At 50.8% G+C, this 16,430-nt stretch carries 11 protein-coding genes; 10 read left to right on the top strand and 1 reads right to left on the bottom strand.

The features are described from left to right. Positions 1-48 precede the first annotated feature (48 nt). The 10 genes from FM042_RS05120 (at position 49) to FM042_RS05075 (ending at position 14,622) form a co-directional block, all read left to right on the top strand. Positions 49-1,083 carry a Fe(3+) ABC transporter substrate-binding protein gene (locus tag FM042_RS05120; protein ID WP_143234970.1) on the top strand — a complete coding sequence of 345 codons (1,035 nt, stop codon included), beginning with the start codon at positions 49-51 and terminating at the stop codon, positions 1,081-1,083. A 399-nt stretch (positions 1,084-1,482) separates the two neighbouring features. Continuing rightward, positions 1,483-3,261, top strand: a complete 1,779-nt coding sequence (locus FM042_RS05115; RefSeq protein ID WP_333472949.1) for an ABC transporter permease — start codon at positions 1,483-1,485, stop codon at positions 3,259-3,261. Then, a complete protein-coding gene (locus FM042_RS05110) occupies positions 3,239-4,288 on the top strand; it encodes an ABC transporter ATP-binding protein (RefSeq protein WP_408608847.1) in 1,050 nt (349 codons plus the stop codon). Before FM042_RS05115 ends, FM042_RS05110 begins: the two co-directional genes overlap by 23 nt. Positions 4,289-4,842: 554 nt before the next feature. Next, positions 4,843-7,881: a M66 family metalloprotease gene (locus tag FM042_RS05105; protein ID WP_143234966.1), complete on the top strand. Its 3,039-nt coding sequence runs from the start codon at positions 4,843-4,845 to the stop codon at positions 7,879-7,881. A 223-nt stretch (positions 7,882-8,104) separates the two neighbouring features. After that, complete coding sequence (locus FM042_RS05100) at positions 8,105-8,782, top strand: hypothetical protein (RefSeq protein ID WP_143234964.1); 678 nt, start codon at positions 8,105-8,107, stop codon at positions 8,780-8,782. 375 nt (positions 8,783-9,157) lie between these two features. Beyond that, entirely contained in the window at positions 9,158-9,796 is a 639-nt protein-coding gene (locus FM042_RS05095) for a response regulator (RefSeq protein ID WP_143234962.1), read from the top strand. 78 nt (positions 9,797-9,874) lie between these two features. Continuing rightward, positions 9,875-11,566, top strand: a complete 1,692-nt coding sequence (locus tag FM042_RS05090) for a two-component system response regulator (RefSeq protein ID WP_143234960.1) — start codon at positions 9,875-9,877, stop codon at positions 11,564-11,566. Positions 11,567-11,594: 28 nt separating this feature from the next. Beyond that, positions 11,595-11,984, top strand: a complete 390-nt coding sequence (locus tag FM042_RS05085) for an Hpt domain-containing protein (protein WP_143234959.1) — start codon at positions 11,595-11,597, stop codon at positions 11,982-11,984. After that, a complete protein-coding gene (locus FM042_RS05080; protein WP_143234956.1) occupies positions 11,978-12,883 on the top strand; it encodes an EAL domain-containing protein in 906 nt (301 codons plus the stop codon). The genes FM042_RS05085 and FM042_RS05080 overlap by 7 nt, the downstream gene beginning before the upstream one ends. Positions 12,884-12,930: 47 nt before the next feature. After that, positions 12,931-14,622 carry a GAF domain-containing hybrid sensor histidine kinase/response regulator gene (locus tag FM042_RS05075; protein ID WP_143234954.1) on the top strand — a complete coding sequence of 564 codons (1,692 nt, stop codon included), beginning with the start codon at positions 12,931-12,933 and terminating at the stop codon, positions 14,620-14,622. An 87-nt stretch (positions 14,623-14,709) separates the two neighbouring features. Here the strand turns inward: FM042_RS05075 and FM042_RS05070 are convergent, their stop codons facing one another. Beyond that, on the bottom strand, positions 14,710-16,116 hold the full coding sequence (locus FM042_RS05070; protein ID WP_143234952.1) for an MBL fold metallo-hydrolase: 1,407 nt from the start codon (positions 16,114-16,116) through the stop codon (positions 14,710-14,712). Positions 16,117-16,430 lie beyond the last annotated feature (314 nt).

The following is a 16,430-nucleotide window of genomic DNA, read 5'->3' as shown; positions in this document are numbered from 1 at the left end:
CGGTGCAAGTCTTTTACACTTACCGCATTGGAAGAAGGAACTTAGGTTATGAAAATAAAAGCTCTGTTTGCAGGATTTGTGGTGGTGTTGGCGTTTGCAATTAGCGTCACGGCATGCACGCCGCGCGACTCCGAAGAAGTGAATATTTACTCGTCTCGAAATGAAGGCCTAATCAAGCCGTTACTCGATGAATTTACCGCGGAAACGGGTATTCGTGTGAACTTGCTAACCGGTTCGGGCGATGGTCTATTGTCGCGTTTGCAAAGCGAAGGGCGCAATAGCCCCGCAGATTTGTTCCTCACCGTTGATGCCGGCGCTTTGCATCGGGCAAAGGTCGCAGACTTGTTCCAACCGGTGGGAAGCTCAACGCTAGATAGCGCTATCCCAGAGCATTTGCGGGATTCCGAGCGTCTTTGGTACGGATTGAGCATGCGGGCGCGTCCGGTGTTTTACGCAATTGACCGCGTCGATCCAGAAGAAATCACCGATTATTTAGGCCTCGCGGATCCAAAATGGCGGGGACGTATTTGCGTTCGGTCGTCGGATAATGTCTACAACCAATCGATGGTGGCGGCGATGATCGCGCACCATGGTGAGGAAGTTACGGAGGAGTGGGCTCGCGGTTTGGTGGCCAATTTTGCGCGCAACCCTGTGGGCGGCGACCGCGACCAAATTCATGCAGTTGCTTCAGGCCAGTGCGATATAGCGATAGCGAATACTTACTACTTTGGCGGAATGACGCTGAGCAGTGATGCGACAAATCAAGATACGGTGAGCAAAGTCGCGATTGCTTGGCCGGCGCAAGGCAGCCAAGGCGTACACGTAAATGTTTCCGGTATTGGCCTTCTCAAGCATGCCCGAAATGTTGATAATGCGCTGAAACTTATGGACTTCCTTGCAGGCGTTGAGTCGCAAGCATGGTATGCCGAAGTGAATTCCGAATACCCGGCAAATCCAGCCGCGCCGTGGAGCGAAGTGTTGGAAAGTTGGGGTGAGTTTAAGGCTGATGAATTGCCGATGAGCGCCCTAGGCGAGAACAACTCCGCCGCGGTGCGTTTGATGGACCGAGCTGGCTGGCGTTAATTGACTTTAATGTGAGTTAAAAGTGAGTTTGTATTGAGTTTCACCCCAGGGGCGAAGTTGTTGAAGCTGCCTCAAAACACAAGTTTCACCCCAGGGGCGGAGTTGTTGAAGCTGCCTCAAAACACGAGTTTCACCCCAGGGGCGGAGTTGTTGAAACGCAGGTGGGGCGGGCAGTGCGGAGCGATTCGGGTGATCACGGAGTTGCCTCAAAACACGAGTTTCACCCCAGGGGCGAAGTTGTTGAAGTTGCCTCAAAACACCAGTTCCACCCCAGGGGCGGAGTTGTTGAAGCTGCCTCAAAACACCAGTTCCACCCCAGGGGCGGAGTTGTTGAAGGCGGGGGCAGCGCGATGTGTTGGATGCGAAAACAGCGCGGAATGCAAAGAAAACAGGATGTAGATGGTTGAAATGATTCGCCACGGTTTAGCGGCCGCGGGTAACAATTTGTGGAAACAACTGCGCGACTGGTCTTTACCGCTGGTCGCGTTGCTGATCTGTCTGCCGCTATTGGTCGTTGTGGCGAGCTTCTTTGTGGGCTTGTTTGGCGCCGAGCAGCGGGAAACCCTCAGCCATTTATTTAGCACCGTGGTTGGCGAATATGTGCGTCATTCAGTGATTTTGCTGATTGGCGTCGGGCTGATTACCCTTGTGATCGGGGTCACCGCGGCGTGGCTCACCACCGCATGCGAGTTCCCCGGTGTGCGTTGGCTGCGCTGGGCACTCTTGCTGCCGCTTGCCATGCCCGCGTACATCACCGCATACACCTACAGCGGCATGCTTAGCTTTGAAGGCCCGGTACAAAGCGCGTTGCGCGCCGTCACCGGTTGGCAACTGGGCGACTACGCCTTCCCCGAGATCCGCTCACTCACCGGCGCAGTGCTCGTGATGGGCTTCGTACTCTTCCCTTACGTGTATCTAATTACCCGCGCGGCCTTTATCGAACAATCCCGCGCAGCCATCGAAGCCGGACGCACCCTCGGCCTCGGCCCTTGGCAAAGTTTCTATCGCGTCGCACTCCCCATGGCGCGGCCCGCGATCGCCACCGGCGTCACCTTGGCGTTGATGGAAACCCTTGCCGATTACGGCACCGTTCATTTTTACGGCGTCACCACCTTTACCACGGGCATCTTCCGAACCTGGTACGGCATGGCCGACCCAGTAGGCGCTTTGCAACTAGCGAGCATTCTGCTTAGCGCCGTCGTGATCTTAATGTTGGTGGAGCGCATCTCGCGTAAACAATCGCGCTATCATCACGCCGGACGCAGCTCCCAAGCCACGCGCCCAATGCGTCTCACCGGCATGAAAGCCGCGCTCGCGTTTACCGCCTGCTTCCTCCCAGTACTGTTCGGTTTCGCATTACCGGCCCTCCAGCTCATATTTTGGTCGGCGGACCGCTTTGCCATCTGGAGCGATCCAAATTTCTGGACCCTTGTACGTAATAGCTTAATCCTCGCCGGCCTCGCGGCCTTTATCACCGTGATGCTCGCGCTTTGGTTGTGCTACGGCAAACGCGAGGCGATTCTCAACGGGCGTCGCGCGGCCAATACTCGACTTACGCGCGGAAGCGTCGCCTTTGCATCGCTGGGCTACGCCATTCCTGGCGTGGTCATCGCCGTCGGCGTCATGGTGCCCTTGGCTTGGCTCGACAACCGCATTATCGATTTCAGCGAAGCCTGGTTCGGGTTCAACCCCGGATTGCTGCTATCAGGCACGATCGTGGCGCTATTGTTCGCGTACACGGTGCGATTTTTGTCGATCTCCATACAAACGGTCGATTCAGGACTGAGCCAAATCAGCAAGGCGATGGACGAATCAGGACGTATTTTAGGCTTAAAATCGCGAGAAATGCTCACGCGCATCCATTTTCCGCTATTGCGTACAAGTTTGCTCACCGCGGGCATCCTCGTGTTTGTCGATGTGCTCAAAGAATTACCCGCTACCTTGGTGCTAAGACCTTTTAATTTCAATACCTTAGCGGTACGAGCCTATGAAATGGCGGGGGATGAACGCCTCGCCGACGCCGGTCCAGCGGCCCTAATGATTGTTCTCGCAGGGCTGATTCCGGTGATATTATTGAGCCGTGCCATGAACCGTCGACAGCATTTGCAGAATGAGATTCGCGCCGGCGAACCGAAACCAGGAGAGATCTATGAGCCTGTTAAAACTCAGTGGAATTGAGGTCGGCTTCGGCCGAACCACAATCGTCGACGACGTTACCCTTTCCTTAGAAGAGGGCGAAATCGGCTGTCTGCTGGGGCCGAGCGGCTGCGGGAAAACCACATTATTGCGTGCTATCGCGGGTTTCGAGCCTTTGCAGGGCGGTCGTATTGAGCTCAATGGCAAGCTAGTGAGCTCGCAAGCACAACTGCTGCCGCCGGAGAAGCGCGGCGTCGGTATGGTGTTCCAAGATTTCGCATTGTTTCCGCATCTTACCGTGTTCGACAACATCGCTTTTGGCATTCGCGAGCAGTCGCAAGATGAGCAAAAACGCCGGGTGCATCAACTGCTCGAGCACGTTGGTTTGGCGGGGTATGGCCCCCGTTACCCGCATCAATTAAGTGGCGGTCAGCAACAACGCATCGCCTTGGCTCGGGCCTTGGCGCCCAAGCCGCAGTTGCTGTTGCTCGATGAGCCGTTCTCATCCCTTGATGCGGAGCTTCGCGAGTCGTTGGCCACGGAAGTGCGCGCGTTGCTAAAAGAAGAGGGGATTACCGCGTTGTTAGTGACCCACGATCAACAAGAGGCCTTTGCGCTCGCCGACAAAGCCGGCGTGATGTATCACGGACGCTTGCTGCAGTGGGACACGCCTTATGGCTTGTATCACCGTCCGGCGCACCATTTGGTAGCGGATTTCATTGGCGTCGGCGTGCTGTTGCACGGTTCAGTCACTGAGGATTTGAAAGTCGATACAGTGCTCGGATTGCTGCACGGCGACGACGTGCCGCGCGGTACCGAAGGCGAAGCGGTGGATGTATTGATTCGCCCCGACGATATTGTGATTGACGAAAGCAGCGAACGTCGCGCCAAAATTGTCGCTCGCGGATTCCGTGGCGCCCACTTTTTATACACCGCTGAGCTGCAAGACGGCAGCCACCTCATTTGTATGGCCCCATCCCACCACGAATATCAAATAAATCAAGAAGTTGGCCTACGCCTCAACATGGACCACCTTGTCCTCTTCCCCGCCGGCTACTGCGATACCTAAAACAACTCCGCCCCAGGGGCACAAAAATCGTAGCTCAGCTAAAACAACAGTTTCGCCCCAGGGGCACAAAAATCGTAGCTCGGCAAAAACAACAGTTTCGCCCCAGGGGTACAAAAATCGTAGCTCCGCTAAAACAACAGTTTCGCCCCAGGGGTACAACTGTTGAAGTTCAGAGCGGCTGCGGAATAGGGAGCAATTCGACGGAGCTCGAAAGCAGCGGAAAAGGTGAGTTTCACCCCTGGGGCGTAAATGTTGAAAAGAGCGGGAAAGGTGAGTTTCACCCCTGGGGCGTAAATGTTGAAAAGAGCGGAGAACCTGAACTTCACCCCTGGGGCGTAAATGTTGAAAAGAGCGGAAAAGGTGAGTTCCACCCCTGGGGCGTAAATGTTTAGCGGAACCCGAGGTGGTCAAATATCGAACTGCCATGTTTACAAGATGTTACATTTAGGTGCGTGCAATGAATGGCCAAATTTGTAAAAATGATGTCAACAACATGTAGATGAAGAAGATTTGCGGGCGTGGCGCGCGCGTGAACATGACAAAAGGAAGCCTGTATGAAGAAGTATTATCCTTTCATTGCCAGTTCAGTGGCGCTACTCGTACTCACCGCATGTGGCGGTGGTGGTTCCGGAGGTGGCGGTGGCACTGGTGGTGGCACTGGCGGCGGTGGCAACACCCCGCAAAGCTATACCGTATCCACAACTACAGGTACCGGCGCTTCCATTACCCCTGCGTCCGCTACCGTACAAAGCGGGAATACCGCCGAATTTTCAATTGATTACGACGACGGCTACGAGCACAACAACGCCCACGGCTGTGGCGGTTCATATAGCGATGGCACCTACACCACAGGCGCAATTAGCAGTAACTGTACCGTTACCGTCACCGCACGTCGCATCCAGTTCACAGCATCCGCCACCCTCGAAGGCGGCGGCTCGATTACGCCAGAAAGCGAAACCGTCGACGCCGGCGAAACCGTGACCTTTACCGTCGAGCTCGACCCTTACTACAGCATTACCAACGTTAGCGGCTGTAACGCCGAAGAGCCCGTTGAAACTGGCGATCAAACATTCACCATCGAAACCGCCCCAATGGACGCGAACTGCGAACTCGCAGTAACCGCAGAAACCCCAGGACCAGACGTATTCTATGACGTCAGCGTCGACATCCAAGGCGAAGGTAGCGTGGATCCAGAAAGCGCGCGCGGCAATTTTGGCGATACCTTCTCGTTCACCCTAACCCCAGCCGATGGCTTCGAACTCGGCGGTGCAACAGGTTGTGACGGCACCCTCGAAGGCGATGTCTACACCACCGGCGCACTCGTCGGCGACTGTACCGTTACCGTTCGATTCCTCGATGAAGAAGCAATCTTCTTCGCCGATGAAAACCTCGAATCCGCGCTGCTCGATCATTTCGGTCGCGATGCGGGTGACAGCATTACCGCCGAAGACATGGAAACCCTGACCTCGCTCAACCTCGATAACAAGAGCATCATCAGCTTGGCAGGCATGGAAGCGGCGATTAATTTGCACACGTTGAGCTTGTTCCGTAACAGTCAGCTGAGCAACCTCAGCCCGCTGCGCGACCTGCCGATCACAAACCTGAATGTGAACGACACCGCGGTAAACTCGCTAAATATAATCGCCGAGCTACCTATTGTGACTCTGCGTATTCAAGATACTGGCGTCACCGATTTAACGCCGCTTGCCGGCAAAGATAGCCTACAAACACTGATTTTTTCCTACACCGAGGTGAGCTCGCTTAAGCCACTGGAAAATAACAGCAATCTGCGCACCGTGTTGTTCTACGATACGCCTGTCCGCGATTTGCGTCCGTTGGTGGCATCGGGTATGACAAACGGAAACGTGCAGGGTTTCGGTTGTATGAGTAACACCCACCGCGCCACCGCAAGTGCTATCGATACGCTCCGTGAGCGCGGAAATTCGGTCGCCACATTGAACCGTCAAACTCGCTTCGATTGCGGCGACTATCGCCCAAATATCGATGGTGATGTTGAGGTATCTTTTGCCGACGACCAACTTCACATCGACTGGACCATGAGCTCGAACGGGGACTTAAGCGATTTGGCCTGCGAGATCCATTTTGACCTCTACGACCAAACCGCGCGCGTGCCTTACGAAGTGATTGAGCCGTGCGACACCACCGGCAACCTCACCGTGAATGCCACACAGTCGGCTTATCGGGTTACCGTGTTGTTCGACGACGGCTTGGATGCCCAGCATCGCGCCGATGCACCACGTATTCAGAAAGATGGCGTGGCGCACGACGTTCGCTTTGAAACCGCAGATTGGGGCCAGGTGATGTTAAAAACCTCGCCGCTGTTAGTGCCTAATCGTGCGGCCATGTTCCGTGCTCATATCGCTGGACCAGCCGCCGCGAGCGTTCCTACCGGACGCCTTGAGCTCAGCCTCAATGGCGACAGCACCACGCTGGATATGACACCTCCGAACGGATTAGTCGGCAACAAAGTTCACGGTACATTGAGCAATTCGTTCCATACCGAAGTGCCAGCGCAATGGATGCAAGATGGCCTCACCGTGCGCGTGCTGATGGATGGCGACGTGGTGCATGAGCAAACGCCGAAGTTCTCGCCGGAAATTCCGTTGTATATCACGGTTGTACCTATGGTGATGAACGGCGTTACGCCAGTGGTGCCAGACGATGAAACAATCATTGAGCAACTGCAAGTACATTGGCCGCTAAGCCGTATTGAGATACGTCGACGCGCAGCCTATACCGTGCGCAATCAAGACGATGTTGAAGATGCCGCAGACTTGCTTTATCAGCTACAAGATTTACGCGCAGCAGACGGCGAATCTGAAGGTAGCCACTATCATGGATTCTTCGATTTCAACGAAGTGGGTGGAAACTCAGCGGGTGTCGCATTCGTGCCAGGACGCGTGGGCGTAACCTGGGACCGCGCCGATCGCATGGACACCTTCAGCCACGAGATGGGGCACAACTTCTCAATTCGTCACATCGATTGTGGTAACCCAGCAAACCCAGAGCCAGATTTCCCGTACAATCCAAGCTCAATTGGTAGCGTAGGGGTGAACCTCGATAACGACGAATTGATTTCGCCAAGCAACCATGCAGATGTCATGGGCTACTGTCGCCCACGCCACATCTCGGATTGGGTGTATGAAAAAGCGCAAGATTATCTATTGCTTGCACCATCACAGTCGTTCACCACAGGCGGTGAAACCGCGAGCGACACAGCTAACAACAATGTACTTGGCGAGAGCGCCGGCACCGTCACGCGGATTAGCGGTGTAGTGCATCCGTTCAAGGGCACCGTCGTGCGCAGCATGATGGAAGTGCCGCGGCCAGCTGTATTGGATGGCAACAGCCCGTACACGATTTTGGCAAGCGACGCCTCTGGCAAGCAATTTAGCGTGCCAATCAGCGTGATTGAAGACAGCACCACGCAAGGCACCGGTACCGGCTATTTTGAAGCCTATATTGATATGCCGCTGGAATCAGTTCAGCATGTGCAGATCTTCCGCGGCGAAGCGCAACTGCTCGATACGCCAGTAGACGACACCCAAGTGCTGTATTATCGTCGCCAGTAGAACGTAAAGATCGAAACAAGGGGGTGCGAACGCGCCCCTTTTTTCTAAACTAAAATTAGTACCCAACGCACCGCGTTGGCAGCGAGGCCGAGATGATAATCGTACCCAACGCACCGCGTTGGTAGAGAGGCCCAGGCCACCCCGAAGCGAGAATCAACGCGATACGTTGGGTACTGGGGCGTGTTAGTAGCAGCCCAAACAGGATATGAGCAAGGAGAACAATATGAACTTACCGCAAAGCATGAAGCTGCTCGGAGCGATAGCAGCCATCGGGTTGCTCACGGCCTGTGAAGACCCAAGCGAACAACTGGGTAATTACGACACCGATAAGCCGTCGAAATCGAGCGCAGAATGGCTGGAAGACGCGCAGAGCCTTACCTTAACCGGCTCCATTAGCGAAGATCGCAGTAGTGCGCAGCTTACCAATATAATCCCTCAGCGCTCACCAGCGCGAGCTTCGGAAGGCATGTATGTTGTTGTTACTGAAACTGCCGAGGGCGTGCGTAATCAGTACACCTTTGATGTGCAAGAACGCTCAAACAATGGACGTAAGAACTTCAGTGTAACCATGCCGGTGAAAGACATCTATAACCTGCGTGTGTTTATGGGGCCCGATGAGCTGTTGGCAATTACCCAACACCAGACACCAGAAACCGATCAAGACGCCCTTGATGCAATTCGCGTGTGGCGCAGCGACGGTCGCATCTGCTTCCAATGGCCCGCCGACGAATTTCCGCAAGCCGGGTTAGCCTGGCGCGACAGTGAACAGCATCGTCATTTAATGTTTGCTGATGCCGCCGACAGCGAAGCCTGCGTGTCCGACACCGACGTTCCTGCCGACGTGCAGTACGTGGTCACCATCCGCAACCAACTCTTCGTACGCCAAGCCCTGGTGAAATAAACAACACTTACGCCCCAGGGGCGAAACTCGCCGAGATCACCGAAAACAACAGTTCCGCCCCAGGGGTGGAACTGTTAAATCCCAGCAGCTATGCGGCATGCGTCGCGGTTTCCCGGCTCACGAAAACAGCGCAAAACATGAGTTTCACCCCTGGGGCGAAGTTGTTGGAGTTCGCCCCTGGGGCGTAAGTGTTTGGGTTTCACCCCTGGGGCGTAAAGGTTAGGCTAGCGCGCTGCGTTGGTTTCATTGTTAAAGAGGGGGACGTAGTCATCCAAAAATATACATTGTGCGTATAAGTATAAAATTTGCATAAAGTATTAAAAGCGGCAATCATAAACTTTAGGTTGATAGGAAAACCAGCTACTGGAAACTACAATGTCGAGCAAAGCCGAAACTCAAGTTGATTATGTGAGCACTTCGCAGGCCGCTAGAATGTTAGGCGTCTCTGTGGGTACCGTTCAGCAAATGGTTGAGAATGGTGAGTTAGTTGCCTGGAAAACCGTCGGGGGACATCGGCGAATCGATCAAGCATCCGTTATGTTGCGAATGGATGGACATAAGAAAGAATTCGTAAAATCGCAGCACCAAACCTCGATGGCATATACACAGCCTCATCGTAAACTTTCTATTCTAGTAGCTGAAGATGATCCGCTGGCAACTAAAATCTACGAGCACACGTTTGCACCGATGCACGACCGTATTGACGTAGCTTATGCTAAAGATGGTATTGAAGCACTGCTTCATCTAGGACAGCATCCAACAGATTTACTCGTCCTCGATTTAGATATTCCTCACGTAAATGGCTACGAAATGCTACGAAAAATCAAAAATAACAAAGACCTTACACGACTTTGCGTGCTCATTGTGACGGGGTCAAAGCTTGAACAAAATGATTTAGAACGACCAGAGCTTACTAACGTTAATATTCTTTCTAAGCCACTCGATCGGTCATTCTTGCGCGGATACATCGCAGGATTTCTAGATGTATCTCAAAAGAAGTTTGGCGACATATAAAACAGTTTTAACAATTTTGTTGATTATGCTGAAAATGGCGTTATTATTGGTTTTGTGCTCAATAAAAAGCCAAGTAATATGCCATCGCAGATTAATAAAAATAACAAAATAGAAAATGCGCGAGCGTGCTATCCAACCATTCGAGCGGTCATCATCGATGACGTCCCAGCTTCTATGCTGGTTTACTCGTGGTTGCTTCGCAAAGAAGGCTACGATGTTACGTGCATCGGTACAAAGGAGGAACTCACTCACTTTCTCGCTGATAGTCATCGCAATATTGACGTATTCGTTGTAGATACCTCGCAGAAGAACCTCGCGGCGCCCGAAATTATTACTCTTTTAAATGAGCACAAGGTTTATGCTCACTCAACGAAAGTAGTATTAGTTGACCAAGATGAAAGCTCAGTTGCTCAACTATCGTTTGCAGCAGGTGTTGTAGAAATCATCACGAAGCCATTCAATACAAAAACGCTTGTCTCAAGAATCGCTGTGACGCAGGCGCGTCGGTTACTGGCTCGAAATTCAGATTACACAAGAGATATACTTACCGGACTGCCAAATTATGCCGGTATTCTCACTTTTTTTGAAAAGGTTCCGGCACAGGAACATGCGGATTTTTTCGTCGTTTCTGCTGAGCTCGCGAACATTACTACTATTAATAACTTGTATGGTTGGGAAGTAGGTGATTATGCGATTATTGCTTTAACAGAGAGGTTTCGGAGCATTCAACCAGTAGGGTCTTTTCTCGCACGTTATAGTAGTAAAAAATTCTGCTTCATTTGCCCGGGCACTTCGCAAGCAAAAGTCGAACAAATACTGCGTAAGATCAAGGCTGTTGCCTCAAAGCGAGTAAATACTGGTAAAGAATCCATCTTCATCCAGCTCAACTTAGGGTATGCACTGAGTGAAGGCCCAGAGGGCCTATCCAATGCGCAGCAGAATGCCGATTTGGCAGCCAATCTAGCGTCAAGTTCTTCAGGTTATCATGCGATTAGTTATACGCCAGCGGCTAAACAAGCACTACAACGTGCTTACTCGATCCGACATGAAATTGAAACCAAAAGGCTTCAAGAACAATTTGAGATGTATTTTCAGCCCCAAGTTAATATCAGCACTTATACGGTGGTGGGATACGAAGCTTTATTTCGTTGGAGTTCGCCCAGTCTCGGCTCAGTAAGCCCCGCAGAGCTTTTCCCAATTCTTGAAAATAGCGAGCAAGTTCACGAAATAGGTCTTGCGGTTTTTCAAAAGTGTTTTATTGCATTACGCTCATTTCCAGAACGTACCTCAGTTGCTGTGAATGTCTCTGCTCGTCAGTTAAGCGAAAGGTCCTTTGCAGATGATGTGGTTAGATTGGCAAAACAGCACGGTGTTGATCCCTCCCGTATAGAAATTGAAATAACCGAGTCGGGTGCCGTTGATTTACATGGTGTCGCGAAAAACAACCTTTCGTCACTTGTATCTTACGGCTTTCCTCTCGTGTTAGACGATTTCGGCGTAGGGTACGCGAACCTAAATTACTTATTAAAAATTCCGTTGAAGAAATTAAAGCTAGATCGGGTATTTATTCAGGGATTAGCTACAGATTCGAGCGCTGGAAACATCGTAAAGAGCCTTTGCTTATTAACCAGATTAGAAAATATAGAATTGCTCGCAGAAGGCGTGGAAACAAGAGAGGAACACAGAGCATTAACGCACCTCAATGTTAGCCTAGGTCAAGGGTATTTCTACGGCAGGCCGGAGCCGCTGAAGTTCTGGTGTAACTCATGAGTTGGGAATATGCATCAAGGAATAGGTAATGACTGGTACCAAGAACAAAGAAATCCATAGAGTTCTGTGTGCACTAGTTGCTGATTTTGAGAACGACTCAGATTTCGTTAGTGATTTCTTACTCACTGTGAAAACAGAAACCTCAGAATATGCATCGCGCACAGAACTGCTTATAGATCACCATAATAAAATCAGCATTACCGAAGTAAAACGAATCGCGCACCTGCTTAAGTCTGCCGCGGGAACCTTGCATTTAGATGCAGACAGCATAACGGCAAATAGCTTAGAGCAAGAGTTCGCCGAGCTCGAGCACAGTATGCAGGATATTTCAGCGAGTCAGTTGCAACGATTAAGAAGTACAATTCTGAAAGTTCACGCAACCGCGTCAAACATGCTAATGGAGCTAGAGTCATGGTAACGCCTGTCGCTAATATGGCAGTACTTTTCGAAGCCATTGAAGAGGATTCCGTTTCTCTATTCTTTGAGCCTGTTGTGCGTGTTTCTCAAGCGGCCACCTCTCTGTACGCATTGCATTGTGGCATAGATGCCAAATCGCTGAACTTCTCTGAGCAAGAGCTGGAATGTGTTTTAAGTACAGCAGAACGACATGGGCTATCAGGGGTTATTGATCAGCATTGTATAAGGTTAGCGATGCGGGAATTTGCAGGTTCTAGCGTTTTGAGTATGGAGCCAAAACTAACGCTTCTCATAACAGCAAACTTAGATTCTTTCTCGAGTCCGGCTATTGTTCGAGATATGCAAAAGCAAGCGAACGCATTGAATTTTGACCTCTCCCAATTGGTTATTTGCATCATCGAAAGATCGTCCAGTCGGATGTTCTCTGAACAAATTGATGTAATGCGCGAAGCTATTGAACTTGGCATTCGTTTTTGTGGGGTCCATACAAAAGCGTTTCCAACCCGCATCGACTTTTTGTTACAGAAAGAATTTACGTTGCTCAAAATTAATGAAGATATGGTTAAAGAAGCCATTACCAGCCAGCCGATGAGCAAATACTTTCATAATTTTTACGATAGTGCGCACAATCTTGGCAAACAAGTACTTATTTTCGGTGTCGAATCAGAACAAATGCTGCTTTGTATGCGTGCGAATGGATATGAAGTTCTCGCCGGAAAATATTTTTCGGGCCCACTTTCGCGTGAGCAGACTGAAAAAATGGTTCTATATTGGCGGAACCGTGAGATTCATGTTTCCTTGCGTACGTCGCGTTCCCATAAGTTGGGGCTTTTGCATATTTCAGCTCTTGAAGATTTCTCTAATGACCCAAGAGTCGTTTTTTTGAGCCATCATCAATGATGATGCTCATTCACTGACTGACGCTCCCACAAGGTTGATGAAGTCCGATGAATAGCTTGCCAAACACCACCGATAATCTTTTAATTAAGATTGCTCGAGAATACCTTAATTTGCCAATTGATCGAGCAGATGAAGCGATTCAACGCTCTCTGCGGGAGATGGCAATCTTCGTTGGGGCTGATCGAGCCTACATCTTTCGTTACGACCTTGATTTACTGACAACGTCAAATACGCATGAGTGGTGTGCAGAGGGAATTACTGCAGAAATCGATAACCTGCAAAATGTCGACATCGAACACATACCGGAATGGTTAGATGCCCATAAGAACGGTAACGAAATGTACATCCCCGACGTGTATGCACTGCCGCTCGACTCTGGTGTAAGAGGTCTCCTTGAGCCGCAAGGCGTTAAAAGCATTATTACCATTCCAATGCGAAATAATCAGGAACTTATCGGTTTTGTAGGTTTTGATAGCGTCCGAACACATCACAGATATACCGACAATGAGCGAAACCTGCTCTGGCTATATGCGGAAATGTTGGTGAATATTCATGCACGCGAGCAGGGAATTGCAAAAATTCATGTGGAACGTGAGCGCGCAGAAAAGGCAAATCAGGCGAAATCGCAGTTTTTGGCTAATATGAGCCACGAAATTCGAACGCCACTCAATGCAGTTATAGGTTACAGCGAGCTTTTAGAAGAAACAAAGCTAAGTAATCAGCAGCGTGTGTTTGTCGAAACAATTCATTACGCGTCGAATATTCTATTGGGAATCGTGAATGACCTTCTCGATTTTTCAAAGATTGAGGCAGGAAAAATAAATTTAGAGTGCAGTGTTTTCTCGATAAAGAAAATCGCAGATAAGTTGAAAAGCGTTTTCAAAGAGAAAGCAATATCTCGAGGAATTGAGTTAGATTTTGTCGTGGATCTAAAGGGCCGAGAGTGGGTAAGCGCCGATGAACTCCGGTTTACCCAAATTTTAATGAATCTAATCAACAATGCGTTGAAGTTCACCTATACAGGTTCGGTTGGTGTCACCATTATTTGTACGGCGATTCATAAAAGGCATGCTGATTACCTGATTTCCGTTGAAGACACAGGTATTGGTATGGATGCAGAGTTCCTAACACGTTTGTTTGAGCCTTTTGAGCAAGCGGATGAGCCAACCAGCAGACGCTACGGCGGAACTGGACTCGGGCTAGCGATCAGCCAACGCATCGCAAATGCGTTCGGAGGTGCAATTCATGTCGAATCCGAATTGGGTCGAGGTTCGAAGTTCTACACGAACCTATCATTTAAAAATGTATCACCACCTCAGCCTAACAATAAAAACGATACCAAAATGGTAAGTGCGGGTATTCCAGATCTCACAGGTAAGTCAATATTAATTGCCGAAGATGTAAAGTTTAACCGCGATTTGCTGCAATATTTATTAACGCCTGCTGGATGTAAACTAACGTTTGCAGCAAATGGTCAAGAGGTTGTCGATTGTGCGCTGAAGGATGATTACGACCTGATCTTGATGGACTTGCAGATGCCAATTCTAGATGGGTTTGATGCGAGTAAGCGAATTGCAGCAAGTAAGCCACACACATTAATTATTGCCCTGTCGGCTGCGGCAACAGAGCTCGATCTAGCACGTACAAAAGATTGTGGTATCAGCTTACACCTAGCAAAACCAATACGTCGAACGCAACTTTACGATGCAATTTATAATGCTATGAGCGCCAAGTCGTAGCCAACGCACCGCGTTGGCCTGCGTTGGGTACGATTATCCCTTCAAGCTCCGGCCAACGCGGTGCGTTGGGTACCATCACCCGCGAAGCTAAGTATCCGTCGCGCAGGAAACCTCAAGGGCGGGAAAGCGTTCGCGGAGCACATCGCGGAACTGGCGTTGCACGTGCGCATCGCCGTGCACTAAACGCACTTCACTCACATAAGCCGTGCCGCTGGCCAAATCGCCGACAAACTCCATCAACTCTTGTTGATCCGCGTGTGCAGAATAGCCGCCCAAGGTATGAATTTCAGCACGGATATAAATGCGCTCGCCCTCAAGATCAACATAGCCGCCGCGTGGGCCCCAGCGCTGAATATCGCGCCCCGGCGTGCCTTCCGCCTGAAAGCCAACAAATACCACATCGGTGCGCGGATCCGGCAAAAGAGCCCGTAGATAATTCACCATGCGTCCGCCCGTACACATGCCGCTCGCGGCAATCACAATGCAGGGATCCGCAGTGCTGCGCAGATAATTCACAATGCGCACATGCTCGTCGTGGCTGTTTACCGTATGCAAACGCGAGAAATTCAGCGGGTGGCGCTGCTCCTCCAGACGCTGGGTGGCCTCGCAATCCCATAAATCTTTCATGGCCCGATATTGCTTAGTAAATTCCGCCGCCATCGGCGAATCGACAATCACCACCATCTTCTCCCAGACACCGCGGTGCGGCGAATCAGGGTTGTTACGCTCCTGAAAAATGATGTCTTCAAGCTCATACAACAGCTCTTGGGTGCGGCCAATACTAAAAGCCGGAATCAAAATCGCACCGCGGTCGCTTACGCAATGCTCGACAATCGCCTTCAAGCGCGACGCCCGTTCCACGCGATTCTCATGGTTGCGGTCGCCGTAAGTACTTTCCAGTACCAAGTAATCCGTGCCAACAGGCAACGGGCATGGATCCGGTAACAGTGGCGAGTTTTTGCAGCCTATATCCCCGGAAAACACTACGCGTTTGCCACTCGGGCCCACCTCACATTCCACAAACGCAGAGCCCAAAATATGCCCCGCCTGATGAAAACGAATCTGCAAATCATCATGCACCGACACCCATTCTTGGTAATCCACTGGCACCAGCAACTCACGAATCAGTGCCGTGACTTGAGCAATCAAGGCACCGTTACGGGTCATACCCACTTTTAGCGCATCCTCAATCACTAAAGGCAGCAAGTGCGCGGTGGCGCGGGTGCAATAAATGGGTTTTCGAAAGCCGGCAATCAGCAGCCAGGGCAGGCGACCCACGTGGTCGATATGACAATGAGTAACCACTAAGGCCTCGACATGTTCAATTGGAAAATCAATGGCTTGGTTGTCTTGCGTGGCGGAACCCGGCGAGGTTTCCGCGCCTTGAAACAAACCGATATCCACTAACACCGACTGCTGCGGGTTAAACCACAACTCATGACAAGACCCAGTTACACCCGTGCGGGCACCGTGGTGAATGATTTGAACGTCCATGAAAAGCTTCCTTGTGTTTGTTTTATATACAAATGTTTACCGCACAACGTAAAAAATGAAAAGTTTTTTTGCGGTGAAAACATAAGTTTCACCCCAGGGGCACAATTGTTGGAGGTGGCCGAAAACATGAGTTTCGCCCCTGGGGCGTAAGTGTTGAAAGTCAGCTGTGGTAAGGGGGGCGGGGAGTTGTGCTGCTCTCGGAGATGGAGGGAAAACCGAGTTTCACCCCTGGGGCACAATTGTTGGAGGTGGCCGAAAACATGAGTTTCACCCCTGGGGCGTAAGTGTTGAAAGTCTGATGTGGTAGGGGTGTA

The sequence above is a fragment of the Aliidiomarina halalkaliphila genome (assembly GCF_007096385.1).
In the GTDB taxonomy this organism is placed as follows: Bacteria; Pseudomonadota; Gammaproteobacteria; order Enterobacterales; family Alteromonadaceae; genus Aliidiomarina; species Aliidiomarina halalkaliphila.
This window is presented reverse-complemented; position numbering and strand designations above follow the sequence as displayed.

Coding starts and splice junctions, on each gene's coding strand:
- FM042_RS05120 (WP_143234970.1), top strand. CDS start 49: ATGAAAATAAAAGCTCTGTTTGCAGGATTTGTGGTGGTGTTGGCGTTT.
- FM042_RS05100 (WP_143234964.1), top strand. CDS start 8,105: ATGAACTTACCGCAAAGCATGAAGCTGCTCGGAGCGATAGCAGCCATC.
- FM042_RS05095 (WP_143234962.1), top strand. CDS start 9,158: ATGTCGAGCAAAGCCGAAACTCAAGTTGATTATGTGAGCACTTCGCAG.
- FM042_RS05115 (WP_333472949.1), top strand. CDS start 1,483: ATGGTTGAAATGATTCGCCACGGTTTAGCGGCCGCGGGTAACAATTTG.
- FM042_RS05080 (WP_143234956.1), top strand. CDS start 11,978: ATGGTAACGCCTGTCGCTAATATGGCAGTACTTTTCGAAGCCATTGAA.
- FM042_RS05090 (WP_143234960.1), top strand. CDS start 9,875: ATGCCATCGCAGATTAATAAAAATAACAAAATAGAAAATGCGCGAGCG.
- FM042_RS05085 (WP_143234959.1), top strand. CDS start 11,595: ATGACTGGTACCAAGAACAAAGAAATCCATAGAGTTCTGTGTGCACTA.
- FM042_RS05105 (WP_143234966.1), top strand. CDS start 4,843: ATGAAGAAGTATTATCCTTTCATTGCCAGTTCAGTGGCGCTACTCGTA.
- FM042_RS05070 (WP_143234952.1), bottom strand. CDS start 16,116: ATGGACGTTCAAATCATTCACCACGGTGCCCGCACGGGTGTAACTGGG.
- FM042_RS05075 (WP_143234954.1), top strand. CDS start 12,931: ATGAATAGCTTGCCAAACACCACCGATAATCTTTTAATTAAGATTGCT.